The following is a 24746-nucleotide window of genomic DNA, read 5'->3' on the forward strand; positions in this document are numbered from 1 at the left end:
GGCACCGGTACACGACCGGTGCCTCTCCCGTTCGGCGTCACTGGCTGTCGGCGGACCGCCAGTCCTGTGCCGTGATGTGCGATCCGGCCTGCGGTCCCATCAGGAGCATGCCGCCGTCCACGGGGATGGACACCCCGGTGAGGTAGCTGGAACCCGGCGACGCCAGGAACGCGATGACGGAGGCGATCTCCCGCGCATCGCCCGGGCGGCCGACGGGGATGCCGGGGCGCTCGGTGTCGTGCGGGTCCTCGTCGGTCTGACCCGTCATCGGCGTCGCGATCTCCCCCGGGGCGACCGAGTTCACCGTGATGCCGTACGGGGCGAGTTCGACGGCGGCCGTCTTCACGAGACCGCCGAGTCCGTGCTTGGCGGCGTCGTAGGCGGTGGATCCGACGCGTGGCTGGTGCTCGTGCACACTCGTCACGGCGATGATCCGTCCACCGGCGCCGCCCTCGGCGAGGCGTCGGGCGGCGCGTTGCATGCAGACGAACGCGCCGTCGAGGTCCGCGGCGACGACTTGGCGCCACTCCTCGAGCTCGATCTCGAGGAAGGGCGTCGAGGCACCGGTTCCGGCGTTGTTCACGAAGACGTCGAGTCCGCCGAGCTCCGCGACGAGCCGGTCGACGACGTCACCGCAGGCGGTGAGGTCGGTGGTGTCGAGCTGGGCGACGACGGCGCGGCGACCGAGCGCACGGACCTCCTCGGCGGTGGCGTCGGCGCCCTCCTCGTCGGTGTGCCAGGTGATGCCGACGTCCATCCCGGCTTCGGCGAGCGCGACGGCGGCGGCGCGGCCGATGCCCGAGTCGGAGGCGGTGACGATGGCCCGGGTGGGCGAGAAGGCGAGGTCGAGACGGTTGGGTGGGGTCGGGGTGTCAGTCATGCCGACACGGTAGATCGCTCGTCGTGTCCGCGTCGCAGGCTTGCGATCGGGCTCGGGGTGTTGCACCATTCGTGCCTGGACGACGGTTCCGCAACCCCCCTGGGCTCCGTGGCGCTCCCGCGGAGTCGGGCCTACCGTTGGAGGAGGGGTGGGCGGACTGGAGGACCCATGGGCAAGATGATCTACGACGCAGACGTCAGCGTGACGTTCGATGACCGGGTGCTCGCGCACCTGCAGCACGTGATCGGCGCGAAGCTGCGCCGCGGCGAGGGGTTCTACTTCGGTTGGAAGGACGACCCGCGCGCGGGCGACGGCCGCACCACCATCTGGTTGCACCCGGCGATGTCGCTGCGGTTCAAGTACGCGGGCAGCGTCCCGGTCGAACTGAACCGCGCCTGGCTCGAGGTGCTCGCGATCAGCGCCGACTCGACGCACGGACTCGTCCTCATGCCGGAGCCCGGCCCGCGCGTCTGAAGCACGCATACGACAGCGGGCCGACGGTCGTCCGTCGGCCCACTGTCGTGCGTGCAGCTCACATGGAGCGTTGGTCGAACTCCAGGTCGTCGATGTCGGTCAGCTCCGTCGCCCATTCCGGTCTCGCCGGCTGCAACTCGGCAGTGCGCTGTTCCAGCTCGAGGATCGTCGCTTCGTCGAGCGGCTCCTCCGACGCGTTCTCGACGGGCGTCGAGAACAGCTGACTCGCGGGTCCGATGAGGAGGTGCGCGAAGCCGATGCTCCCTCCCTCGTTGATCGTCGGCACGGTGACGATGTCGGACTCGCCGGTCTGGGCGAGAGCGCGCGCGTAGCGCAGCAGGGCTTTGCAGGTCTGGTCGGCCATCAGCAGATAGCCGCTCGCGTAATACAGCTTTCTCATACGACCATTCTCGAAAACCGCGCGGCGGCCCGGCAGAGGTTGAATCCGGGGCCGGAAAGGTATACCGCGAGTGGTCCGCGTCCCGTGCGCTATCGTCTGGGCATGACCGACAGCGACCAGACTCCGCCCACGCACGACGAGAACCGCCACGACCAGCTGACCACGGCCCCGAACGCGACCGAGGCGGACGCGGCACCCCGCATCGACGTGACCGATCAGGGCGACGGCGTCACGCGGATCGACATCCGTGACGACGCGGCGGTCCGCCCGGGTGCCGACCCCGAGGACACCGACGAGGCCTGAGCCACGGCCGTCGACACGACGAAGCGCCGCCGACCCTCGGGTCGGCGGCGCTTCGTGGTCCTGCGGGCTCAGCTGGGGGCTGGGCGCCTCAGTGGCCGTCCGCGTCGTGCAGTGGTGCGGCGTCCGGCTGCTCGAGCACGTCCGGCTCGTCCTCGGTGTCCTCGCCCGTCGGCTCGTCAGGGATTTCGGTGGGAGGGGTGCCCGCGACCATGTCGGGGTCGGTGCCCAATGCGTCTGCTCCGGTGAAGTCGCTCATGTCGCTCCTGCTTTCCTGTCGTGTTCGCGGTCCAGCCACCGTAGTCCGGCGGGCCGCTGCACGACCCCGGCTTGACTTCCCAGCGCGATCAGGCGACGACGACGTGGAGCCCGCCGGTGATCTCGATCTCCTCGAGCATCTCGGCAGCCATGCGCTCGTCGATCGGCGGCTCGAACTCGGCGTCGAAGGCGAACACGATCGGTTGCTCCGGAGACACCGTGACCGGTTCCGAGGAGTGGAACCGTCCACGGTGGAGCTGCAGACGGAACGACTGATCGTCGAGCATGCGCGTCAGGATCACGTGTTCGAGCTGGGCGAGCGTCTGATCGTCGACCTGTGATCGGAGCGCACCGAGGCGTAGGAATCCCATCGTCAGCTCCCCTCTCAGGTGTGCCACGCTAGCGCGGCGCGCGCGGGCTACCGGGGCCATTGCGCGGAAGGCCCGAGGGGCGGACAATACGCGCAGGCTGCCTGATCAGGTCGGTCGACCGACGGGGTCTGTGGATAATCGGGCGAACCCCTCGGATGTCTCGTATCCTGGTTGAGCGCCCATCCGACCCGGACCCCGTCGGAGTGCGCTCAGATGTCGGCCATCCGCGCCGACGGCTGTCTCCCGGGGTCGGAAGTCGAGGGTTCCCATGGGACAACTGGTCTACGGCACCGGCGACGCTCGCGTGCGTCTCGACGACCGCATGCTCGCCCACGTCAAGACGATCACGCTGATGAAGCTCCGTCGGAACGAGTCGTTCGCGCTGACGGTCCGACAAGACTCCACCACCGAGGGGCGGACGACGCTCTGGTTGCACCCGTCGATCGCCCTCCAGTTCTCCTTCGACACCGACGAGGTCGGCGAGATGGACCGCTCCCTGCTCGAGACGTTCATGCACGAGGCGAACACCGGCGAAGTCGTCGTGCATGCCTCGAGCGACGACGACACCGCCAGCCGGTCGAAGTGATCCAGGTGGCGTGACGCGGCCGGGTCACCGCCCCTGCCGGCGGCGGTGCCTCCCGCTCAGCTGTTCCGGAGCATCGAGACGAGTTCGCTCTTCCGTTTGCCCGAATAGCCGCTGAGGCCGATCTCCTTCGCGCGGTCACGGAGCTCGGCGACCGTCCAGTCCTCGTACGAACCGGACTCGCCGCCCTTCTCGCCGATCTTCGAGCGGCCCTGTTTCGCCGCGGCGTTCGAGATGCGCGCGGCCTTGCTCTTGGACGCACCGTCGTCTCGGAGCTTCTCGTAGAGTTCAGGGTCCTTCAGTGACGGGTTCTGCTTCCCGGGCATCGGTTCCTCCCTCGGTGGATGATCGGCTCGGCGGTCGCCGGCCGCATTCCACTGTCCCGCCACCGGGCGGCCTCGCACAGGGGCTGGTGGTTTCCGTATCCACGCGCTAGCCCCCGCGCGACGGCCGGGTGACCCGGCGTCAGGCCAGGAACCAGTCCCTGGGGTGCTGGTCGGCGGTCGGCGGGGTGCGCTCGATCGTCGGACGCGCCCACTCGGCCGCGTTCGCCAGCACCCGACGGATGTCGGGGTGGTGGTAGACCGGGTACTCCTGGTCGCCGGGCGAGAAGTAGAAGACCCGACCACGCCCGCGGTGGTACGCGACACCCGAGCGGAACACCTCGCCGCCGGCGAAGGTGGAGAGGAACACCTCCTCGTCCGGCCGGGGGATGTCGAAGTGCTCGCCGTACATCTCCTGCCGGTCGATGACGATCGGGTGCGGGACCCCCTGGGCGATCGGGTGGTCCGGCAGGACGGTCCAGACGAGTTCGCGCTCGCCGTCGTTGCGCCACTTGAGCGCACACGTGGTGCCCATCAGGCGCTGGAAGACGCGGGAGTAGTGACCGGAGTGCAGGACGACGATGCCCATCCCGGCGTGGACATGCCTGACGACGCGTTCGACGACGTCGTCCGACACCTGGTCGTGGGCGATGTGGCCCCACCAGAAGAGGACGTCGGTGTTCGCGAGCGCCTCCTCCGTGAGCCCGTGCTCCGGCTCCTGGAGCGTCGCCGTCGTCACGCTGACGGCCTCGCCGAGCGACTCCTCGAGTCCGTCGGCGATGACCCGGTGGATGCCGTCGGGGTAGTGCCCGAGGACGACCGCGTCACCGCGGGACTCGTGGACGAACTCGTTCCAGACACGGATGCGGATGGGGGACGTGGTGCTCATGCGGGGACCTCCAGTTCGTGCCCGGCAGCGGCCGAGGCGTAGGCGGCGTCGATGACGCGGCTGCGATGCAGGGCGTACTCGCCGTGGTGACCGGCGAACCGCAGCTCGCCACCGGCGGACTCGCCCGCACGGATGGTCTCGAGGAACTCCGCGATGACCGACTGGTGGTGACCGGACGGCACCTGCACGGCGGGCCGCTCGATCGTCGGCGCACCGGCCACGTCGCGGTAGATCGTCACCGTGCCCTCGGTGTTGTAGTTGTCGACGTGGAGGCGGACGCCACCCTCGGACCCGAGGAGCTCGACCGAGATGTCCTCGTGGGCCTTCGAGTAGGACGCCCACGACGCCTCGAGGTGCAGGCTGCCGCCGTCCTCGAAGCGCAGGAGGGCTGAAGCGAAGTCCTCGACGTCGAACGCATGCGTGGACCGGCTCGAGACCGGACCGCCGCCCGAGGAGCCACCGCGACCGGCGCGACCGAGCTCGTTGTAGGCGACCGCGGAGACGTGCGTCACGCGGGGTTCGCCGAGGAGGGACAGGGCGATGTCGAGGACGTGCGAACCGAGGTCGATGAGCGGACCGCCACCCGCCGCCGCCTTGTTCGTGAACCAGGAGTCGATGCCGGGGACGCCCTGCCGACGCAGCCAGGACGCGCGCGAGTGGTAGACACGGCCGATGGGCTCCTCGGCGAGGTAGCGGGCGAGGTAGGCGACGTCAGCGCGACGCCGGTGGTTGTAGGCGACCTCGAGCACGCGGTCGGCGGCCGTCGCCGCCTCCACCATCTCGGCGGCGAGATCGGCGGTGGTCGCGAGCGGCTTCTCGCAGAAGACGTGCTTGCCGCTGCGAAGTGCGGCCACGGCGATCGGGTGGTGCAGGGCGTTCGGCACGCCGATCGAGACGATGTCGAGGTCGTCGCGGGCGACGAGGTCCTCCCAGTCGGCATACGTGTCGGGGACGCCGCGGCTCTCGGCGAGCTCGGCGAGCCTGGTCGGTTCCTGCCCCGACAGGGCGACGACCGTCGCGCCGGGGAGGGCGGTGAAGGCGTCGAGGTGGGTGGTCCCGGCGAAGCCGAGGCCGATGACGCCGACCCGGAGGTCCGGAGCCTTCGACGGTGACGTGGTGGTGCTCGTGTCCATGCTCGGGCGGATCCTTTCGGGGTGCGGATGCCGGGCACGGAGTCGTGACCGGCGGTGGTCGACCTTCGCCACTAAATATAGCGACCATATCTAGTTTCGCAACCCTGCTACAGTCACCCCATGGTCGAACCGGGGGTCGAGACGGGCCGAGCGAGTGTCGAACTCGTCGCCGCATACGCCTTCGATCACGGCCCGTTCACCGCCAGCGAGGTCATGGACGCGACCGGGCTGACGCGCGCGACCGTCCTCAACGCGTGCGACCTCCTCGCCGACCGCGGCTGGATCCGAGAGCTCGACGACGCACGCGCCGCGGGCGACTACCGGCGGGGCCGGCCGGCGCGACGCTACGAGTTGGCCGCCGACACCGCGTTCGTCGTCGGCCTCGACGTGGGACAGCACCGGGTCGCCGCACTCGTCGCGACACTGCGCGGCGACGTCGTCGGCCGTGCGGAACTGCCGATCGTGGGCGGCGACGAGGATCCGGACCTGCGCCTCGCCACCGCCCGCGCCGCCGTCGAGCAGGCGACCGCCCAAGCCGGCACGACGGCCGGGCAGGTGCTCGTGACGGCGGTCGGCGTGCCGGCTCCGGTCGACGTGCACGGTCGCTCCCCGCGCGGCGACCATGACTACTGGGCCCGGATGAACCCCGACTTCGCGACCCGGCTCGGCCCCTGGGGCGAGGTGGTGCTCGAGAACGACGCCAATCTCGCGGCGTCCGCGGAACGGGCCCTCGGGGCGGTGGCGCGCGAATCCATCGCCGTCCTCCTCGCGGGTGTGAGCTTCGGCGCCGGCCTCATCGTCGACGGCGTCCTGCTGCACGGCGGTGCCGGTGGTGCCGGCGAGCTCCGCGTGCTCGGCATGGTCGAGGGCGTCGGCTCTTCGGAGGGACTCGACGGCGCCGCCCGGTCCTGGCTGGAGGAGGACCGCGCGACGGGGCGGGTACCCGCGGCGTCCCCCCTCGCCCTGACGCCCGTCGACGCCCTCGACGTGAGCCACATCGTCGACGCCGCGACCCGGGGCGACGCGTACGCGGAAGCGCTCGTCGAACGGCTCGGCGAGCGCCTCGGCCGGGTGTGCGTCGTGCTCGGCAGCCTGCTCGACGTCGAAGAGGTCGTCGTCGCCGGTGGTGTGGCGCGGGTCGCCTCCCCCGTCATCGCCGCCGCCCACCGCTGGCTCGACCAGGGCGTCTACGCGCCGACCCCGCTCGTCCGGGCCTCCGAACTCGGAGCGGACGTCGTGGCGCTCGGCGCCATCACCCGTGCGGTCTCGACGATCCGCTCGCAGCCGTGGCGGTTCGCCGCACCGATCACGCGCTGAGCGGGCGTTCGGGCCTGCGGACACCGGACCCCGGACACAGCGCAGGGCCCCACCTTCCGCCAAGATCGGTGGGGCCCTGAGTGCGGTGTTACCGCGCTGCGACGGTCGTTCCGGCCGTACTCGTGCAGACCGTTCGCAGGTGACGGGCGACGCTGAGCGCGCCTGTGTCCTTCAACCGTTGCAGAAGTCGAACACCCAACCGACCCGAATCGAGCGTTAAGAACAATGGTTCTTATCGAATCGTGAAGACCGTCGCGCTACTGCACCGACCAACCACCGTCGGACGGCAGGATCACGCCGTTGACGTTCACGCCGTCGTCGCTCAGGAGGAAGGTGATGGAGGCGGCGAGCTGCTCCGCCGTCGCGATCGTGGGGATCGCCGCCTGGAACGGACCGAGCCGTGCGGACCCGGCCTCGGACACGTTCGGCGGGAACGGGATGCCGGTGGCGACGCCGCCTGGGGCGACGGCGTTCACGCGAACACCGTGCGGCCCGTACATGAACGCGGCGCTCTTGGTCATGCCGACGACCGCGTGCTTGGAGGTCGTGTACGCGTTGCCGGAGGCGTTGCCACGGAGCCCGGCCTCGGAGGCGATGTTGACGACCGAACCCGAGCCGGCAGCGACCATCGCCGGGAGGACCGCCCGGGTCAGTTTGAAGGCGCCCGTCACGTTCACCCCCATGACGCGGTCCCAGGTCGCGTCGCTCGTCTCGTGCAGCGGCGAGAAGTCGTCGTTGATGCCGGCGACGTTCGCGAGCGCGTCGATCCGCTCCCCTGCCGCGGCGACGATCGCGTCGATGTCGTCCTGCTTCGTGATGTCGCCGGCGACAGTCACCACGTCGGCGTCCGGCAGGCTCGCGGCGAGGTCGGCGAGCTTGTCCTCGAACAGGTCGACGGCGACGACCCGGCCACCTTCGCGGGCGACCCGAGACGCCGTCGCCCGACCGATGCCGGAGGCCGCACCGGTGACGATCACCGTCTTCTCGGCGAACCGTCCGGCGGTGATGCGTTCCTGCCACCCCTCGGGCGCGACGTCGACCGGCGCGACGCCGTCGTTGGCCGCGAGGACGAGCTCGTCGATGAGCGACTGCGGCAGCTTGCCCTGGCTCAGGGCTACCAGCTGCTGGAGCGGCAGACCGGCGATGGGCGCGAGCTGCGACTCCTCGGTGCCCAGCTGGACGAGGAGGCCGCGGATGAGCGGCCCGCCGGTGGGATCGGCGAGCCAGGTGGCGATCGGGGTGTTGGCGGTGAGGACGCTCATGGGGTTCCTTCGTTCTCGGGGTGGCGGTGCACGGCGGGGTCGTGTGGGCTTCGATCCATACCGGACATCATTGTCCGGTACACGGTACGCCGTCGGCGACGTGGCCACCAGCCCTCACGGCCGGCTCCCAGCCGGGTGCACCGGAGGCGCCGCGCGGCGTTACGCTACCGGGATGTCGTCCACGCCCCCGAAGCCGAATCGCGGCCCGAGCGCGGGACCCGAGAACCGCCGGGCGCTCGTCGCCGCCGCGCGTCAGGTGTTCGCCGCGGACGGCTTCAGCGCTCCACTGAGCGCGGTCGCGAAGCGGGCGGGCGTCGGACAGGGCAGCCTGTACCGGCACTTCCCCGACCGACTCTCCCTCGCGGTCGCGGTCCTCGACGAGAACGTCGGCGAGCTGGAGGAGCACGCCGGCCTGCCCGAGGCGACCCTCGACACCCTGCTCGACGTGGTGATCGACCAGGCCCTCGTCACCTCACCCTTCGTCGAGGCGATCCTCGGTGAGGGCGACGACCCGCGGGTGATCGCGCTCGGCACCCGCCTCGACCGGCTCGCGCACGCCCTGCATGCGAAGGAACTGGCTGCCCACCGCATCGCCGACCATGTCGAGCCCGACGACATCCTCATGGCCATCTCGATGGTGGGTGCGACGCTCACGCGGATCCCGGCATCCCATCGCGCGGACACCGCGGCGCGCGCGAAGGCGATGTTCCGGCGCTCCTTCGGCCGATGAACGGGCTTGGGACGAGGGCACAAGAACGACCCGAACCGTGTGTCGACGGACCATTGATGCGTCCGGGTGTCGACCGTAGGGTCGGAGGGACAGAGAAGGGGTCCGCCATGCCGGCCAACACATTCGCATCGATCGACGTCGACACCATCCGTCGCTCGCTCGGCGAACCGGACCCGGCGGCGACGGCCAAGATCATGGACGAGCTGGACGAGAACTGCCTCGCCTTCCTCGCCCATTCACCCTTCTGCACCATCGCGACCTCCGACGCGGCAGGCACCTGCGACAACTCGCCCCGCGGCGACTACCCGGGATTCGTCCGCGCACTCGACCCGAGCACCCTCGTGATCCCGGAACGCCTCGGCAACCGGCTCGCCGACTCGCTGCAGAACATCGTGCAGAACGGCCACATCGGCATGCTGTGCTTCGTGCCCGGCATGAGCGAGACCCTGCGGATCAACGGCACCGCCATCGTCACCGACGACCCGGCACTCATGGCCATGCTCGAGCAGGACCACGTGACGCCGCAGCTCGCGATCGTGGTGCGCACCGAGGAGGTCTACCTGCACTGCGGTCGGGCGCTCCTCCGCGGCGGGATCTGGGACGCCGAGATGCAGGAGCTCGCCGACGAGGTGCCGAGCGCCGGCCGCATCTGGGCGAGCATGTCCGGGCTGAGCACCGAGGTCGGCGACGCCATCGACGAGGCCGTCGCCGTCGGCAACCAGAGCCTGTACTGATGGCTGGAGCGAGAGCAGCGTTCATGATCGGCGCCACCACGAGACACCGGAGTTCCTGATGCGCAACCGCGCGGGCATGACCCCGCTCATCGTCCAGGAGATCGTGCGCGAGACGCCCGCGATCGTCAGTGTCGTGCTCGCCGACCCGGAGGGCCGCCGCCTCCCCGCGTGGGACCCCGGCGCCCACATCGACCTGCAGCTCATCACCCGCCACGAACGGCAGTACTCGCTCTGCGGCGATCCCGCCGACGAGTTCCACTACCGGATCGCGGTCCTCCGCGAGCAGCACTCGCGGGGCGCCTCCCACTACATCCACACCTTCCTCCGCGTGGGCCGGAAGGTCTTCATCCGGCCCCCACGGAACCTGTTCCCGCTCTCCGACGCGAAGCGGCACCTGCTCCTCGCCGCCGGCATCGGGATCACCCCGCTGCTCTCCATGGCTCGACGTCTCGCCGCCGGCGACGCCGACTGGACGCTCGTGTACGCGGTGCGCACCCGCGAGGACGTCGCGTTCGGCCCGGAACTCGAAGCCCTCGGCGACCACGTGCGGATCCACGTCAGCGGGGAGAGTGGTCGGCTCGACCTCGCCGGGCTCCTCGCCGGGCTCGAACCGGGAACCGACGTGTCCGCGTGCGGGCCGCGCGGCTTCACCGACACCCTCACCGACCTCGCGGAGACCCTGCCGGACGGCTGCCGGCTGCACCTCGAGCGGTTCGAACCGAAACCCCGCGCCTATCTGCCGAACACGGCGTTCACCGTGGAGTGCGCGCGCTCCGAGCGCACCGTCGAGGTCGCGGCCGGGCAGACGATGCTGCAGGCGATGCAGGTCGCGCGGGTCGGCATCCCCGGCTCGTGCCTGCGAGGGGTCTGCGGCTCGTGTGCGGTGCAGGTGGTCGACGGCACGCCCGAGCACCGCGATTCGCTGACGACCGACGACGCGTCGATGATCATGTACCCGTGCGTCTCGCGGTCGCTGACGCCGACGCTCGTGATCGACGCCTAGGCCGCGTGTCGTGCTGGCGGGCCCGGCGAGCCGAACCCTGGTCCCTGAGCCACCACCCTGGTCCCTGAGCCTGTCGAAGGGCGACGTCACCCCGGGGGCACTTCGACAAGCTCAGTGACCGAAGCGGGTACTCCGAGACCGAGGTGGGCGCGCAGAGACCGAAGCGAGCGGCACGCCGAACCAAGCACCCCGGTCCCTGAGCCCGTCGAAGGGCGACGTCGCCCCGGGGCACTTCGACAAGCTCAGTGACCGAGGTGGGCGCTCAGTCACCGAAGCGGGCGCTCAGTCACCGAAACGAGCGGCACGCCGAACCAAGCACCCCGGTCCCTGAGCGTGTCGAAGGGCGACGCCACCCCGGAAGCACTTCGACAAGCTCAGTGACCGAAGCGGGCGCGCAGAGACCGAAAGCGGGTGCTCCGAGACCGAAGCGAGCGGCACGCCGAACCAAGCACCCCGGTCCCTGAGCCCGTCGAAGGGCGACGTCACCCCGGAAGCACTTCGACGAGCTCAGTGACCGAAGCGGGTGCTCAGTCACCGAAACGAGCGGCACGCCGAACCAAGCACCCCGGTCCCTGAGCCCGTCGAAGGGCCACGTCACCCCGGGGGCACTTCGACAAGCTCAGTGACCGAGGTGGGCGCGCAGAGACCGAAAGCGGGCGCTCAGCGACCGGACCGGGCTCCCCTCAGGAGCGCCAGGCCGCGTCGGCGGAGGCCAGCACCGTGCCGTCGGTGGCACGCACGACGACCGAGGTGCCGGCCGCGTCGTCCGTGCCGATGATGCGGAACGTCGTGTCCACGAGCACCGGCGCCTTCGCCCGGAACCGAACCGACACGAGACGGCGACCGTCGGCGTGGGCTGCGAGGGCGTCGAGCACGAGGATGCGGGTCAGCGGTCCGTGCACGAGCAGGTCGTCGAGTCCCTCGACGTCGCGCGCCCAGCGGCGGTCGTAGTGGATCCGATGCGTGTTGCCGGTCACGGCCGAGAACCGGAACAGCTGTCGGGAGTCGAGCGAGCGGTGCTCCGACCAGTCCGCGCCCTCATCGGGATCGGCCGCGTCCTCCGGAGCCGGTGGGGGTGCCGACACCCGCGGCGTCGGGACCGCCGGTTGCGCCTCCAGGAACACGTCGTGCCAGGTGCTGCGCACGGCGACCTCGTCGTCGACGAGGTACTCGCGGACGAGGTCCGCGAAGACGAGACGACCCGCCCGGCCCTGCTTCTCGACGAGCGAACCGAGACTCGTCCGCTGCGTCACCAGCTCGTCGTAGCGGAGCGGCCGGAGGAACTCCGTGTCCTCCCCCGCGTACATGCGGCGCGGCAGGTCGATGGTCGGCAGCACGCCGTCCTCGGCCGGCGAGCCGTCCTCACGGAGCTGGGCGAACGGCGTGACGAACGGGAAGTAGACGCCCTCCCACCCGGCGGGGAGCTCCTCGCCCGCGACCGGTTCCGGCATCCCGGTCGCGAAGGTGTTCCGGTACCAGGACGCCGCCGCGGGCTCCAGCCGCTCCTCGCGTTCCACTCAGATCACTCCGTCGGCGCGCAGCCCGGCGATGCGCTCGGCGTCGTACCCGGCGAGCGCCGCGAGGACGTCGTCGGCGTGCTCTCCGATGCGGTTCGCGGGGCGGTCGGTCGTGGCGGGGGTGGCGCTCAGCTTGATGGGCTGCCCGAAGGAGCGGAGCGTGCCGAAGGAGCCGTAGTCGGTCTCGACGACCATGTCGCGTTCGGCGGTGCCCGGGTCCTCGACGACCTCGCCGATGGTCTTGACCGCGGTGAGCGGCACGACGTCGCCGGCCAGCTCCTCCAGCTCGGCGCGGGTGCGGTCGGCGAACCAGGAGACGACGAGCGGCTTCACCCGTCGGGCGTAGACCTCCTCGTCGAAGCGCTTGCGCATGGTGTCGATCTCGGGGTCGGCGATCGCCTCGGGTGTCCCGAAGAGCTCGCAGCTCGCCTTCCAAAGTTTGTCGGTGTAAGCGCCGAAGAACACCTGGCCGTCGGCGCAGGGGAACAGTTCGTAGGGGCGCACCCACGCGTGCTCGTTGCCGGAGGGCGAGGCCACGGTTCCGTCGACGGTGTAGTCGACGACGGCGGTCTCGGTCATGGCGATGATGCTGTCGACCTGGGCGACGTCGACGAGCTGGCCGACGCCGGTGCGCTCGGCGTGCCGCAGGGCCGCGAGCGTGCCGATGACGCCGAACATGGTCGCCGAGAGATCGCCGATGGTCACACCGACGCGGACGGGTGGCTGGTCGGCGTAGCCGTTCATCGACCAGAGGCCACCGGCGGCCTGCGCCGTGTTGTCGAACGCCGGACGGCGGCTGCGCGAACCGGTCTGCCCGTAGCCGGAGATCGCGGTGTAGACGAGCTTCGGGTTGATGGCGGCGAGCGCCTCGTAGGGCAGTCCCAGCTTCGCCATCGTGCCTGGGCGGAAGTTCTCGACGAGGATGTCGGCACTCGCGACGAGGTCGCGCAGCACCTCCTTGCCGGCCTCGCTCGCGAGGTCGAGTGCGAGGCCGAACTTGCCGCGGTTGTACTGACCGTAGTAACCACTGAACTCCTCGTCGCCGTCGCGGAGGTAGGGCGGGAAGCCACGGGAGACGTCGGGATCGTTCGGGTTCTCGATCTTGATGACCGTGGCGCCGAGGTCGGCGAGCATCGAGGCGGCGTAGGGGCCGGCGAGGACGCGGGAGAGGTCGAGGACGACGACGCCTTCGAGGGAACCGGGCGGGACGGCGAGTCGTTCGGTGGCCGCGAGGATGGTCGCGGTGTCGGCGCCGTTCGGCTGCTGCTGCTCGGTCATGCGTGTCCTCCTGGGCATCGGGCGTGCCGCGTTCCGGCGTCGCGGGAGCACCTTCGCCGTGCTGCATCCGTCTCTGTCAACGGTATCGGGCGCTGGAGGATCGACCCATGTGTGAACCGCACACGTGCGCCCGGCTTCCATGTGCGGCGACCCCGGCTGACTCCTGCCTCCGATGGACACCGGGCACGCGTGCACGACGACGAGAATAGGTGAGGCTAGGCTTACTTCATGCGCAGCGCGACCCTCCTCCGATCGAGACGCGCGCTCGCCGTCGGCTCCCTCGGAGCCGCCCTGCTCGTGATCGCCCTCGCGAGCCTCATGCTCGGCAGCAACCTCATCAGCCCGGCGGCCGTCGTCACCGCCCTGTTCGACCCCACCCAGGACACCGGCGCCGTCGTGTGGGGGTCGCGGGTGCCACGGACCGTGCTCGGGATCCTCGTCGGCACCTGTCTCGGGATCGCCGGTGCGGTCATGCAGGGACAGACCCGCAACCCGCTCGCCGACCCGGGCCTCTTCGGTGTCTCGGCCGGGGCGAGCCTCGCCGTCGTCGTCGGCGTCTACGTCCTCGGCACGAGCTCGGTGGCCACCACCCTCTGGCTCGCGTTGCTCGGTGCGACCGTCGCCAGCGTCATCGTGTTCTCCGTCGCCGCCCTCGGCCGCGGACTCTCGAGCCCCGTGCCCCTCGCGATCGCCGGCACCGCCGTCTCGGCCCTCCTCGTCGCCCTCACCTCCTACCTCGTGCTGTCCGACGAGACGACGCTCGCGGCCTACCGCATCTGGGTGGTCGGCTCGCTCTCCGGGCGGTCGCTCACCGGTGTCGACGCGGCGCTCGTCTTCGCCGGGCTCGGCCTCGTCTTCGCCCTCGCGAACGTGCGGTCCTTGAACGCCCTGGCGCTCGGGACCGAACTCGCGAACGGGCTCGGCGAGAACCTCCTCCGGGCACGCCTCGTCGGGCTCGCGGCGATCACCCTGCTCACCGCGGCGGCCGTCGCGCTGACCGGACCGATCGCCTTCGTCGGACTCACGGCGCCCCACATCGCCCGGACCCTCGTCGGCGGGCATCACGGCTGGCTCCTCCCCGCGTCGGGACTCGTCGGGGCGAGCGTGCTGCTGGCGTGCGACGTGATCGGACGCCTGATCGGCGGCACCGCCGAGGTCCCCGTGGGCGTCGTCCTCACCGTCATCGGTGGCGCCGCGTTCATCATGATCGTGCGGCGCGGACGGATGGCCGAGCTGTGAGCGTCGGCCAGGAGGGGAGCCGCGTGTTCGGTCGCCTGTGGCGCGGTCGGGTCGTCGTGGTCACGATCGTCTGCCTCGTCGTCGCACTCGCGTTCGCGCTCCTCGGCATCGTCGCGGGATCCTCCTCGCTGACGATCCCCGACGTCATCACCACCCTGCTCGGCGGCGGGACCGGCGGGCAGGAGCTCATCGTCTTCGAGCTCCGCCTCCCCCGCGTCGTCGGCGGCCTGCTCGTCGGCGCCGCCCTCGGCCTGGCCGGGGCGCTCACCCAGACCTTCGCCCGCAATCCGCTCGCCACCCCGGACATCCTCGGCGTCACCTCGGGTGCCGCGCTCGGAGCCGTGGCCGCGATCGTCCTCGTCGGCGGCAGCTACTCCGTAGGTGCCGGCGCGCTCAGTCTCGGCCTGCCCGCCATGGCCGCGATAGGCGCGCTCGTGACCTCCGCCGCCGTCTACGCGCTGTCCTGGCGCGGCGGGGTCGACAGCTTCCGACTCATCCTCATCGGCATCGGCGCCACCGCGACGCTCGGCGGGATCACGAGTTACCTCATCGCCCGCGCGCAGATCACGGAGGCCGCAGCCGCAGCGCAGTGGCTCGTCGGCAGCCTGTCCGGCATCTCCTGGTCGAGCGTGTGGCCGGTGCTCGTCGCGCTGGTGATCCTCACCCCGATCGCGGTCCTGCAGACGAGCAGTCTCGACATCAGCCAGCTCGGCGACGAACTGTCGACCGGCCTCGGGGTCGCCGTCCAACGGCACCGGATCATCGTCATCGCGTGCGCGGTCCTGCTCGTCGCCGCGGCCGTGTCCGCCGCAGGGCCGATCGAGTTCGTCGCCTTCGTCGCACCGCAACTCGCCCGACGGATCGCCCGCACCGGCCGTCCGCCGCTGCTCGCCTCCGCGCTGCTCGGCGCCGTCATCGTGACGGGCGGTGACGCGCTCGTCCGTGGCGTCCTGCCGGGTGAGATCCCGGTGGGCATCATCACCGCGATCGTCGGTGCGCCCTATCTCATCTGGCTGCTGACGCGCCGCAAGGAACGGGAGACCTCCGCATGAACAGCCCGACCACCGCATCGCTCGCGAAAGAACGCCCGGCTCCGGCCCTCGAAGCCCGCGGCGTCTCGCTCGCCTACGAACAGACCGTGGTGTTCGAGCAGCTCGACCTCCGCATCGAGACCGGGCAGGTCACGACCCTCATCGGCGCGAACGGGTGCGGCAAGTCGACCCTGCTGAAGGCGTTCGGTCGCCTCCTCACACCGACGGCCGGGACCGTCGAGCTCGACGGCCGCGCCGTGCGCTCCATCCCCACCCGGGAGGTCGCGCGCCGGCTGGCCATCCTGCCGCAGAAGCCGCTGACGCCGTCCGCGACGACCGTCCGCGACCTCGTCTCGCGCGGACGACACCCGCACCAGAGCCTGCTCAAGCCGTGGACGCCCGCCGACACGATCGCCGTCGACGAGGCCCTCGCCGCCACCGGCCTCGAGACGCTCGCCGACCGCGACACCGCCTCGCTGTCGGGCGGGCAGCTCCAGCGTGCGTGGATCGCCCTCGTCCTCGCGCAGCGGGCGCCGACGATCCTGCTCGACGAGCCGACGACCTTCCTCGACCTCAGCCACCAGCTCGACGTGCTGCGGCTCGTGCGGTCGATCAACCGCGAACGCGGCGCCACCGTCGTCATGGTCCTGCACGACCTCACGCTCGCCGGCCGGTACTCCGACCGCCTCGTCGTCGTGGGCGGCGGCCGGATCATCGCCGACGGCACCCCGTGGGAGGTCCTCACCCCGGCCGTCCTGCGGGAGGCCTTCGACCTCGACGCCATCGTCATCCCCGACCCGAGCAGCGGTTCACCGCTCATCGTGCCCGTCGACCCCGACGACGCGATCGCCCTCGACGCCGAGTGATCCGGACGGTCGGGCATTCCGATATCGTTTTGTAACTTAGGTTCGGCTACCCTAAGTATCATGACGATCTCTTCACGCCTCCGCCGCGCCGCACTCGTGCTCGTGCCGGCGCTCGCCCTGGTCGGCCTCGCCGGCTGTTCCCCCTCCGCCGCATCCGACGCCGACAGCAGCGGCGCCTGGAGCTACACCGACGACACCGGCACCACCGTCAAGCTCGACAAGCAGCCGGAACGCATCGCGAGCTTCGCCGACTACGCGCTCGGCCTGCACGGCAACGGCGTCGACCCCGTCGCCGTCTTCGGACGCGTCGACGTGGCGACCGACCCGCGCTTCGCGGACTACGACCTCGGCGACACCGCGATCGTCGGCAACAGCTACGGCGAGATCGACCTGGAAGCGCTCGCCGAGGCCGCTCCCGACCTCATCGTGACCGGCCTCTACCCGACCGACCGCGAGGGCACCCTCGACCTCGAGGGCCCGTACTACGGGGTCGCCGACGTCGAGCAGCAGGAGCAGCTCGAGAAGATCGCACCGGTCGTCGCCATCAAGGTCGGTGGCAAGGGCGCCGACGTCATCGCCTCGCTCAACAAGCTGTCCGAGGCGCTCGGAGCCGACGACGACACCATCGCCGCCGCCAAGGAGCGGTACGACGCCGCTGCCGCCGACCTGACCGCCGCCGCGAAGGAGACCGACCTCGAGGTCACGCAGATGTACGCGGACGCCGACGGTGTCTACGTCGTGAAGCCGCAGGACGAGCCCGAGACCGAGCTCTACAGCGAGCTCGGCGTGAAGTACACGAACGCGAACCCGGACGGCTACTACTACTGGGACATCTACAGCTGGGAGAACGCGGCTCAGATGATGACCGGTGACGTCCTCCTCGTCAACGTCGAGGGCTTCCAGCAGAGCGACCTCGAGGCGCAGGCCACCTTCGCCTCGCACCCGGCCCTCGTCGCCGGTCAGATCCACTCCTGGAACACCGCCGCCCTCGACTACACCTCGCAGGCGAAGCAGATGGAGAAGCTCGCCGGCGTCCTCCGCGAGTCGAAGGCGCTGTAAGGAGCACCTGCCCCGGTCCCTGCCCTTCGACAGGCTCAGGATCCGCCTGTCGAAGGGCCACGTCACCCGTGTGCACTTCGACAAGCTCAGTGACCGGCTCGGCCGGACCGCACGACTCGTCCGCACTCCACCCGTGTGTTCCCGACGCAGCAGGCCGGCTCCCGAGTGTGTCGAGGGCACATGGGCGGTCCTCGTGACAGCCGCTAGCCTCTTCAGGCGTCCCGGCCGTCCCGGTGCGCCCAACACGAAGGAGTGCCATGGCCATCGACAGCGCGCGCGGAAGCGACCCCCGCGGAACGGACACCGCCCGAGGACAGAGCGACATCGATCGCGACGGGCTCGACTCCCGGGTGCAACGCCGGAGGGCCATCCTCGCCAGCTCCGTCGGCACGGTCATCGAGTGGTACGACTTCACCCTCTACGGTCTGGCGTCGGCACTCGTCTTCGCCCCGCTGTTCTTCCCGGGCGCCGGCGACCTCGCCGGGCTGCTTGGCGCGTTCGCCGGCTTCGCGGTCGGCTTCGGTGCGCGCCCCATCGGCGGGCTCATCTTCGCCCACTACGGCGACAAGCTCGGTCGCAAACCCACGCTGCTCATCACGTTGCTCTTCATGGGCGTCGCGACCACGTTCATCGGGCTGCTGCCGACCGCCGAGACCATCGGTATCTGGGCGCCGATCCTCCTCATCGTCCTGCGGATCTTCCAGGGCATGGGATCAGGTGCCGAGTTCGCCGGCGCGATCACGATGGCGAGCGAGTCCGCCGACGTGAAGCACCGCGCGTTCGCCGCCTCCTTCCCCGGCGCCTCCGTCTACGTCGGCATGGCCCTCGCGACGACCGTGTTCGCCGTGGTGAGCGCACTGCCGACCGAGCAGTTCCAGAGCTGGGGCTGGCGCATCCCGTTCCTCGCGAGCGTCGTCATCGTCGCCTTCGCGCTCTACTTCCGCCTGCGCGTGAAGGAGACGAAGGCGTTCGAGAGCGCCGAGGAGCGCGGTTCGACGAGCTCGGCACCGCTCGTCGGCGCGATCCGCTCGCACTGGCGCGTGATCATCTGCGGGATGGCGCTGTTCGCGTTCGCGCTGCCGTGGGTCTACGTGGTGCAGGTGTTCTCGCTGTCGTACGTCACGGGCACCCTGACGGTGAACCCGACGGAGGCGCTCATCGGCCTGATCGTCGCCGAGGTCCTCACCATCCCGACGGCGCTGCTCTTCGGCCGTCTCGCCGACCGCATCGGTCGGAAGCCCGTCCTGATGGGCGCCGCGATCTTCGGGGTCCTGTACGCGTTCCCGATGTTCCTGCTCTACAACACGGAACAGTCGGTCGTCGTCGCGCTCGGCCTGATCCTCGGCCTGGCGGTCATCCAGGGCTCCACGATCGGCACCTCCGGAGCGCTGCTCGCGGAGATCTTCCCGACGTCGATGCGGTGGAGCGGCATCGCGCTCTCCCGCGAGATCCCGGCCGCGCTCGTCGGCGGCACCGTCCCGCTCGTCGCCACGGCCCTCGTCGCCGCGAGTGGCGGAGCCCCGTGGCTCGTTGCCGCGTACCTGCTCGTGCTCAGTGCGATCGGCATCGTCGGCATCGCGTTCCTCCCGGAGACCCTGCCGCGCAAGCAGCGAGGCTGACGTGTCCTCGGTCCCTGCCCTTCGACAGGCTCAGGATCCGCCTGTCGAAGGGCGACGTCACCCGTGAGCACTTCGACAAGCTCAGTGACCGGTACCGGGGACCCTGTCCTCCGGTCCCTGCCTACTCCTCGTCGTCCCAGGTCATGCGACGGCCCATCACGGGCACGGAGGCGAGGAGCTCGCGCGTGTACGCGTCCTCCGGTGCGGCGAGGACCGTCGAGGTGGGGCCCGCCTCCACCACCCGGCCGGCCTGCATGACACTCACCGAGTCGCACATGTAGTTGACGACGGCGAGGTTGTGCGAGATGAACAGCACCGTGAGGTCGAGTTCGCGCTGCAGCTCGCGCAGCAGGTTGAGGACGACGCCCTGCACCGAGACGTCGAGCGCCGAGGTGATCTCGTCCGCGATGAGCACCTCCGGTTCGGCGGCGAGCGCCCGGGCGATCGTGATCCGCTGCCGCTGACCGCCGGAGAAGGCGGACGGCAGCTCCAAGGCCCGGTCCGGGTCGATCTGCACGCGCTCGAGGAGCTCACCGACGCGTGACCGCTGCTCTGCGCGACTCCACGAGCGCCCGGTGGCGCGGGACCCCTCGGCGATCGACAGGCCGATCGGCATGCGCGGGTCGAGCGCGGAGTACGGGTCCTGGAAGACGAGCTGCACGCGGCGTCTGGCCCGACGGGCGGCGGCTGAGCGTCCGACGATGTCGGCACCGTTCAAGCGGATGCTCCCGGCTGTCGGGAGGACGAGACCGACGGCCGCTGCCGCGACGGTCGACTTCCCGGAGCCGGACTCCCCCACGAGCCCGTGGGAGGTGCCGCGGCGGACCGTGAGGTCGAAGCCGTCGACGGCCGTGTGGGCTGCCGCGCCGTGGCCGTAGCGGACGGTGAGCCCGGAGAACTCGAGACCGGTCATGCGCGCTGTCCTTCGGTGGTGGTGACGGGCCCTTCGACAGGCTCAGGGACCAGGAACGACTCGCCGATGACCGGGAGCGGCATGGTGCGGTCCGAGGTCATGTCGGGCACGCAGGCGATGAGCCCCTGGGTGTACGGGTGGCGGGCTTCGTGGAGGCGGTCGGCGTCGAGGGACTCGACGATGCGGCCGTCCTTCATGACGAGGATGCGGTCGCAGAAGCCGCTCACGAGGGCGATGTCGTGCGAGATGAGCAGGATCGCGGCGCCGGTCTGCACCTGTGCCTCGTGGAGCACCCGCAGGACCTGCCGTTGCACGGTCACGTCGAGCGCGGTCGTGGGCTCGTCGGCGATGAGCAGCTTGGGGCGTCCCATGAGGCCCATCCCGATCATGGCCCGCTGGCGCATGCCGCCGGACAGTTCGTGCGGGAACTGCTTCAGCCGTTTCGCGGGGAGCGGGATGCGGACGGACTCGAGCGCGGCCTCAGCCCGCTTCGTCGCCTCGGCCGTCGACAGGCCCTCGTGGACCTCGACGGTCTCGCGGAGCTGCTTGCCGATGGTGAGCGAGGGGTTCAGCGAGGTGAGCGGGTCCTGGAACACCATCGCGAGTTCGAGCCCCAGGCGGCTGCGCTCACCCGCGGTGAGGGGCGCGGTCATGTCGATCCCGCGGAAGGTCAGCTCGGAGGCCTGCACCGACGAGTCCGGTCCGAGCAGGGCGGCGATCGCCATCGCGCTCACCGACTTGCCGGATCCGGACTCCCCGACGACGCCGACGACCTCGCCGGGCATGATCGTGAGGCTGATCCCGTGGACGCGCTCGACGAGTCGACCGTCGCGGTCGGGGAACGCGACGCGGAGGTCGCGCACCTCGACGACGGGCGCCTCCTCGGTGGGGACGGCGGCCGTGGCGGCCTCGGTCGCCGCGCGCGAGCCGCGTCGTCTGGCTGGAGCCGGCAGGCCGAGCAACCGCTTCGACGACTCGTTCCAGAGCTCGCCGAGCTGGGTGAAGATGACGCCGCACACGACGAGCGCGATGCCGGGGCCGATCGCGGCCATCGGGTTGCCGTAGATGCGGGCGATGCCGAGACCGAGCAGGCGACCCCAGTCGTACTCGGGCGCCTGGACACCGAGGCCGAGGAAGGACAGCCCGGCGAACGCGAGGAGGGTGCCGGACGCCGAGACGGCCGCGTTCACGAGCATCGGCGGCAGCATGTTCGGCATCACGTGGCGGACGAGCACCTCGGCCTGGCCGACGCCGGCGATCCGGGCGGCCTTCACGTAGTCGCGGCCGATGAGCGAGGAGGCGAGCGTGTAGGTGAGGCGCGCGAAGGTCGGGACGCCCGCGAAGCCGACGGCGAGCATCGCACCGGTCGCGCTGGCGCCCCAGATGACGGAGAAGAACAGCGCCATGAGCAGCCACGGGAACGACAGGAGGATGTCGATGAGCGCCGTGACGAGGCGACGCAGCGGGCGCGGCAGCACCGTCGCGACGGCGCCGAGCAGCACGCCGCCGACGACGGAGATCGCCGTCGCGCCGAGCGTCAGCAGCACGGACACCCGCGTCGCGACCATGACCCGTGCGAAGACGTCGCGGCCGAGCTCGTCGGTGCCGAAGGGGTGGGCGAGGCTCGCGGTGGCGAGGCGGTCGGCGACGGAGGTCGTGTCGGCCGCCGTCCCCCACACGCTCGGGGCGACGACCGCGACCACGATGATGAGGAGCGCTCCGAGGGCGCCGGTCAGCCCGCGCGGGGTGCGCAGGCGGTCGAGCAGCGGTGAGCGACGGGTGCGGGTGGGTGTGCTCATGGGCTCAGCCCTCCGTGATCGACGAGCGCGGATCGATCGTCGCGAGTGCGACGTCGATGAGGAGGTTGAGGCCGAGGACGAGCATCGCGTACACGAGCACGATGCCCTGGATCATCGGGTAGTCCTTCGAGGTGATCGACGACACGATGCTCGTGCCGAGGCCGGGGATCGCGAACACCGTCTCGATGAGCACGGTGCCGGCGACCATGCCGGTGAGGATGATGCCGCCGATCGTCAGCGTCGACGTCACCATGTTCGGCAGCGCGTGCCGCAGGTAGACGAGGTGGGTCGGCAGTCGTTTGCTGCGGGCCGTCGTCATGTAGGGCATCTCGAGGACCGCGAGCATCTCGACGTGCACGATGCGCGCCAGGTAGGCCATGGGGCCGACGGCGAGCGCGACCACCGGCAGGATCGCCTGGTCGAACGAGCCCCAACCGGCCGCCGGGAGCACCTTCAGCCCGATGCTGAACACGGCGATGAGGCCGACTGCGAGCAGCAGGCTCGGGATCGCGATGAGGACCCCGAGGAGTCCGGAGACCCCGAGGTCGGCGAGGCGGCGACGGCCGGTCCGCGAGGACACCGCGGTGGCGACACCGATGGGGAAGGCGCCGATCGCCGCGAGGAGGAAGGACGCGACCGCGAGGGTGAGCGTCACCGGGAAGCGTTGCGCGATCGTGTCGGCGACCGGCCGCTGCGAGCCGATCGCCGTGCCGAAGTCGCCGCGGAACAGGCCGCTGACGTAGTTGACGAACTGCTCCGGCACCGGCACGTTCAGGCCGAGGTCGGCCCGGGTGCGCTCCACGAGCTCGGGCGTCGCGCTGTTCCCGAGTGCCGCCCGCACCGGGTCGCCCGGCACGAGCTGCACGATCAGGAACGTCGCGACGATGACGATGGCGAGGGAGACGAGCACCCGACCCAGTCGTCGGAGGATGAAGGAGGTCCGCGGCGAGAGTCCGCCGAGGACACCACGACCCCCTCGACGCGCGACCGCCGGGCCGCCGGGGCCCGTGGCCGGGTCGGTGGCCTGTCCGGTGGTCACGGTCGAGGGGATCGCCATGATCAGCCGACCATCCGGATGCTCGTCGGGCGGATGAAGTTCGGACGCTCGACCTCGGCGCCGTTCAGGTACAGGAAGTCCTGCGCGTCGGCGATGGGGAACACGTCCGTCCGCTCGATGAGCTTCGCCTCGGCCTGCTGCCAGAGGTCGCAGGTCTCCTCAGGGCTCGCCGTCTTCGCCTGCTCGGCGAGGGCGTCGTACTCGGGGTTGTCGACGAACATGAAGTTGTTGCCGCCCTTGTCCGGGGTCTCGCCACCGAAGAAGGTGTTCACGATGACCGGTCCGCCCGGGGCGATCTGGACGAAGCCGGTGTCCCAGTCGAAGGTCGAGAACAGCTGCTCGGACCAGGCGTTCGCGTCGTTGCCCGAGAGCTCCGTCGTGACGCCCAGCTCGTCCCAGGTCTGCTGCACGAGTTCGGCCGCTGCCGCGTGGCTCGGGGTCGCCGCGTCGTAGATGAACTTGATCGTCAGCGGCTCGCCGTCCTTCGAGCGCTTGCCGTCGGAGCCGAGCGTCCAGCCGGCCTCGTCGAGCAGTTCGCCGGACTTCTCGACGTCGGTCTCGGGGAGCGTCCACTGCGGGCCGTCGGCGACACAGAGGTAGGGGCTCTTCACGACGAGCGACTTGGACTCCTCGGCGGTGCCGTCGGTGACGACCTCGCCGACCTGCTCGCGGTCGATCGCGGTGACGAGCGCCTCACGGACGAGCGGGTCGGAGGTGGGGCGTTCCGGGCGCTCGTTGAAGAGCATCTCGCCGATCGGGTTGCGCACACCCTCGCTGCCGAGACCGGCGGCCTCGACGCGGTCCTGGTCGGCACCGCCGATGCTCGCGGCGTTCACGTCGCCGGAGAGCAGCAGGTTCGCGGCGGTCCCGGGGTCGGTGACGACGCGGACCTCGAAGGTGTCGGGCAGGCCCTTGGTGTCGCTCGTGACATCCCCTGGCCCCCAGGTGTAGTCGTCACGCTTCGTGAAGGTGTAGCTGGAGCCGGGCGTCGCCTTGTCCAGCGCGAAGAGGCCGGTGCCGTTCATCGTCTCGACGAGGGAGTCCGGGTCGTCGAGGCCGGCCTGGCAGACCATCTCGACGGTGCCGGTGTTGGCGAGGATGAACGGGTCGGGCGTCGTGCTCGTGACGGTGAGCTGATTGCCGTCGGCGGTCGCGGTCATCCGCTCGGAGACCTGCGCGCCGTAGTAGAAGGTCGCGTTGGCCGGGTCGGCGTTGTAGGTGATGTTCGCCGCGGCCGTCTCAGCGGTGAACGGGGTGCCGTCGGCGCAGGTGATGCCGTCCTTCAGCGTGTACGTGATGGAGGTGGCGTCCTCCTCCCAGCTCTCGGCCAGCCACGGGACGAGCTCGCCGTCGGCGTCGACGTACACGAGCGATTCGTAGTGGAAGCTGATGATCTCGCGGGCCTCGAGGCTGATCCCCGTCATGGGGACGAGGCTGCCGGGGTCGCCGCTCATCGCGGTGACGAAGGTGCCGCCGGAGACGTACTCGCCGGAGGAATCCGAGGATTGCGAGGAGGTACACGCGGTGAGGGCCACCGCGGTGAGCGCCGCGGTGGCGAGGGCCGCCGCGGCTTTCTGCTTGCTGTTCATGCTGGATCCTTCGTACTCGGGTGGCCGTGGTGCGCGGGTGGCCGGATCAGATGGGGTGAGGTGCAGTGCTGGAATGGCTGTGGTGCGTGGTGCCCGGTGCGGTGGTGCAGGGAATCGGCTGG

The 24746-nt window shown here is 70.6% G+C and carries 26 protein-coding genes; 12 read left to right on the forward strand and 14 right to left on the reverse strand.

The window, feature by feature from the left end; translation table 11 throughout:
* Positions 1-37: 37 nt before the first annotated feature.
* Complete coding sequence (locus QRN27_RS06530) at positions 38-880, reverse strand: SDR family oxidoreductase (RefSeq protein ID WP_285041220.1); 843 nt, start codon at positions 878-880, stop codon at positions 38-40.
* Positions 881-1048: 168 nt separating this feature from the next.
* Here QRN27_RS06530 and QRN27_RS06535 point away from each other — a divergent pair, with 168 nt between their 5' ends.
* Entirely contained in the window at positions 1049-1354 is a 306-nt protein-coding gene (locus QRN27_RS06535; protein ID WP_285041221.1) for a DUF7882 family protein, read from the forward strand.
* A gap of 58 nt (positions 1355-1412) precedes the next feature.
* Here the strand turns inward: QRN27_RS06535 and QRN27_RS06540 are convergent, their stop codons facing one another.
* Positions 1413-1754 (reverse strand): hypothetical protein, encoded by a 342-nt coding sequence (locus QRN27_RS06540; protein WP_285041222.1) that lies wholly within the window; start codon positions 1752-1754, stop codon positions 1413-1415.
* Positions 1755-1856: 102 nt separating this feature from the next.
* Between QRN27_RS06540 and QRN27_RS06545 the strand changes: the two genes are divergently transcribed.
* Positions 1857-2057 (forward strand): hypothetical protein, encoded by a 201-nt coding sequence (locus QRN27_RS06545; RefSeq protein ID WP_285041223.1) that lies wholly within the window; start codon positions 1857-1859, stop codon positions 2055-2057.
* Positions 2058-2145: 88 nt separating this feature from the next.
* Here the strand turns inward: QRN27_RS06545 and QRN27_RS06550 are convergent, their stop codons facing one another.
* Together QRN27_RS06550 and QRN27_RS06555 are read right to left on the reverse strand one after the other, a co-directional pair.
* Positions 2146-2313: a hypothetical protein gene (locus QRN27_RS06550; RefSeq protein ID WP_157579867.1), complete on the reverse strand. Its 168-nt coding sequence runs from the start codon at positions 2311-2313 to the stop codon at positions 2146-2148.
* A gap of 88 nt (positions 2314-2401) precedes the next feature.
* Positions 2402-2683 carry a DUF7882 family protein gene (locus tag QRN27_RS06555; RefSeq protein WP_056009279.1) on the reverse strand — a complete coding sequence of 94 codons (282 nt, stop codon included), beginning with the start codon at positions 2681-2683 and terminating at the stop codon, positions 2402-2404.
* 268 nt (positions 2684-2951) lie between these two features.
* Between QRN27_RS06555 and QRN27_RS06560 the strand changes: the two genes are divergently transcribed.
* Positions 2952-3269, forward strand: coding sequence for a DUF7882 family protein (locus QRN27_RS06560; RefSeq protein WP_285041225.1), 318 nt, complete (start codon positions 2952-2954; stop codon positions 3267-3269).
* A gap of 56 nt (positions 3270-3325) precedes the next feature.
* Here QRN27_RS06560 and QRN27_RS06565 read toward each other — a convergent pair whose 3' ends face one another.
* From QRN27_RS06565 to QRN27_RS06575, 3 genes are all read right to left on the reverse strand, one after another.
* Positions 3326-3592 (reverse strand): DUF7218 family protein, encoded by a 267-nt coding sequence (locus QRN27_RS06565; RefSeq protein ID WP_285041227.1) that lies wholly within the window; start codon positions 3590-3592, stop codon positions 3326-3328.
* A gap of 139 nt (positions 3593-3731) precedes the next feature.
* Complete coding sequence (locus QRN27_RS06570) at positions 3732-4478, reverse strand: ThuA domain-containing protein (RefSeq protein WP_285041228.1); 747 nt, start codon at positions 4476-4478, stop codon at positions 3732-3734.
* Positions 4475-5611, reverse strand: a complete 1137-nt coding sequence (locus QRN27_RS06575) for a Gfo/Idh/MocA family protein (protein ID WP_056009285.1) — start codon at positions 5609-5611, stop codon at positions 4475-4477. The genes QRN27_RS06570 and QRN27_RS06575 overlap by 4 nt, the downstream gene beginning before the upstream one ends.
* A gap of 120 nt (positions 5612-5731) precedes the next feature.
* Between QRN27_RS06575 and QRN27_RS06580 the strand changes: the two genes are divergently transcribed.
* A complete protein-coding gene (locus tag QRN27_RS06580) occupies positions 5732-6928 on the forward strand; it encodes an ROK family transcriptional regulator (protein WP_285041230.1) in 1197 nt (398 codons plus the stop codon).
* Positions 6929-7185: 257 nt separating this feature from the next.
* Here QRN27_RS06580 and QRN27_RS06585 read toward each other — a convergent pair whose 3' ends face one another.
* Positions 7186-8190 carry an SDR family NAD(P)-dependent oxidoreductase gene (locus tag QRN27_RS06585; RefSeq protein ID WP_285041232.1) on the reverse strand — a complete coding sequence of 335 codons (1005 nt, stop codon included), beginning with the start codon at positions 8188-8190 and terminating at the stop codon, positions 7186-7188.
* Positions 8191-8362: 172 nt separating this feature from the next.
* On the opposite strand from QRN27_RS06585, the gene QRN27_RS06590 reads away from it, so the two are divergent.
* From QRN27_RS06590 to QRN27_RS06600, 3 genes are all read left to right on the forward strand, one after another.
* Entirely contained in the window at positions 8363-8920 is a 558-nt protein-coding gene (locus QRN27_RS06590; RefSeq protein ID WP_285041234.1) for a TetR family transcriptional regulator, read from the forward strand.
* 107 nt (positions 8921-9027) lie between these two features.
* Positions 9028-9654 carry an MSMEG_1061 family FMN-dependent PPOX-type flavoprotein gene (locus tag QRN27_RS06595; protein WP_285041235.1) on the forward strand — a complete coding sequence of 209 codons (627 nt, stop codon included), beginning with the start codon at positions 9028-9030 and terminating at the stop codon, positions 9652-9654.
* A 58-nt stretch (positions 9655-9712) separates the two neighbouring features.
* The gene (locus QRN27_RS06600; RefSeq protein ID WP_285041236.1) at positions 9713-10657 is read left to right on the forward strand and encodes a PDR/VanB family oxidoreductase; all 945 of its coding nucleotides are present in this window, start codon (positions 9713-9715) and stop codon (positions 10655-10657) included.
* A gap of 683 nt (positions 10658-11340) precedes the next feature.
* Here the strand turns inward: QRN27_RS06600 and QRN27_RS06605 are convergent.
* Positions 11341-12174: an HTD2 family dehydratase gene (locus tag QRN27_RS06605; protein WP_285041237.1), complete on the reverse strand. Its 834-nt coding sequence runs from the start codon at positions 12172-12174 to the stop codon at positions 11341-11343.
* Positions 12175-13452, reverse strand: coding sequence for a CaiB/BaiF CoA transferase family protein (locus QRN27_RS06610; protein ID WP_285041239.1), 1278 nt, complete (start codon positions 13450-13452; stop codon positions 12175-12177).
* A 228-nt stretch (positions 13453-13680) separates the two neighbouring features.
* Between QRN27_RS06610 and QRN27_RS06615 the strand changes: the two genes are divergently transcribed.
* The 5 genes from QRN27_RS06615 (at position 13681) to QRN27_RS06635 (ending at position 19266) form a co-directional block, all read left to right on the forward strand.
* The gene (locus QRN27_RS06615; protein WP_285041240.1) at positions 13681-14691 is read left to right on the forward strand and encodes a FecCD family ABC transporter permease; all 1011 of its coding nucleotides are present in this window, start codon (positions 13681-13683) and stop codon (positions 14689-14691) included.
* A 23-nt stretch (positions 14692-14714) separates the two neighbouring features.
* On the forward strand, positions 14715-15743 hold the full coding sequence (locus QRN27_RS06620) for a FecCD family ABC transporter permease (RefSeq protein WP_285041241.1): 1029 nt from the start codon (positions 14715-14717) through the stop codon (positions 15741-15743).
* Positions 15740-16588 carry an ABC transporter ATP-binding protein gene (locus QRN27_RS06625; protein WP_285041243.1) on the forward strand — a complete coding sequence of 283 codons (849 nt, stop codon included), beginning with the start codon at positions 15740-15742 and terminating at the stop codon, positions 16586-16588. Before QRN27_RS06620 ends, QRN27_RS06625 begins: the two co-directional genes overlap by 4 nt.
* Positions 16589-16648: 60 nt before the next feature.
* On the forward strand, positions 16649-17647 hold the full coding sequence (locus tag QRN27_RS06630) for an ABC transporter substrate-binding protein (protein WP_285041244.1): 999 nt from the start codon (positions 16649-16651) through the stop codon (positions 17645-17647).
* Positions 17648-17904: 257 nt separating this feature from the next.
* Positions 17905-19266: an MFS transporter gene (locus QRN27_RS06635; protein WP_285041245.1), complete on the forward strand. Its 1362-nt coding sequence runs from the start codon at positions 17905-17907 to the stop codon at positions 19264-19266.
* A 121-nt stretch (positions 19267-19387) separates the two neighbouring features.
* On the opposite strand, the gene QRN27_RS06640 is transcribed toward QRN27_RS06635, so the two are convergent.
* From QRN27_RS06640 to QRN27_RS06655, 4 genes are read right to left on the reverse strand one after another with little or no spacing between them, the layout of a single operon-like run.
* Positions 19388-20179 carry an ABC transporter ATP-binding protein gene (locus tag QRN27_RS06640; protein ID WP_285041246.1) on the reverse strand — a complete coding sequence of 264 codons (792 nt, stop codon included), beginning with the start codon at positions 20177-20179 and terminating at the stop codon, positions 19388-19390.
* A complete protein-coding gene (locus tag QRN27_RS06645; protein ID WP_285041247.1) occupies positions 20176-21978 on the reverse strand; it encodes a dipeptide/oligopeptide/nickel ABC transporter permease/ATP-binding protein in 1803 nt (600 codons plus the stop codon). Before QRN27_RS06645 ends, QRN27_RS06640 begins: the two co-directional genes overlap by 4 nt.
* A 4-nt stretch (positions 21979-21982) precedes the next feature.
* Positions 21983-23035: an ABC transporter permease gene (locus QRN27_RS06650; RefSeq protein WP_285036295.1), complete on the reverse strand. Its 1053-nt coding sequence runs from the start codon at positions 23033-23035 to the stop codon at positions 21983-21985.
* Between the two features lie 2 nt (positions 23036-23037).
* Positions 23038-24624: an ABC transporter substrate-binding protein gene (locus QRN27_RS06655; protein WP_285041249.1), complete on the reverse strand. Its 1587-nt coding sequence runs from the start codon at positions 24622-24624 to the stop codon at positions 23038-23040.
* Between the last annotated feature and the right edge of the window lie 122 nt (positions 24625-24746).

The sequence above is a fragment of the Plantibacter sp. LMC-P-059a genome, from assembly GCF_030209505.1.
In the GTDB taxonomy this organism is placed as follows: domain Bacteria; phylum Actinomycetota; class Actinomycetes; order Actinomycetales; family Microbacteriaceae; genus Plantibacter.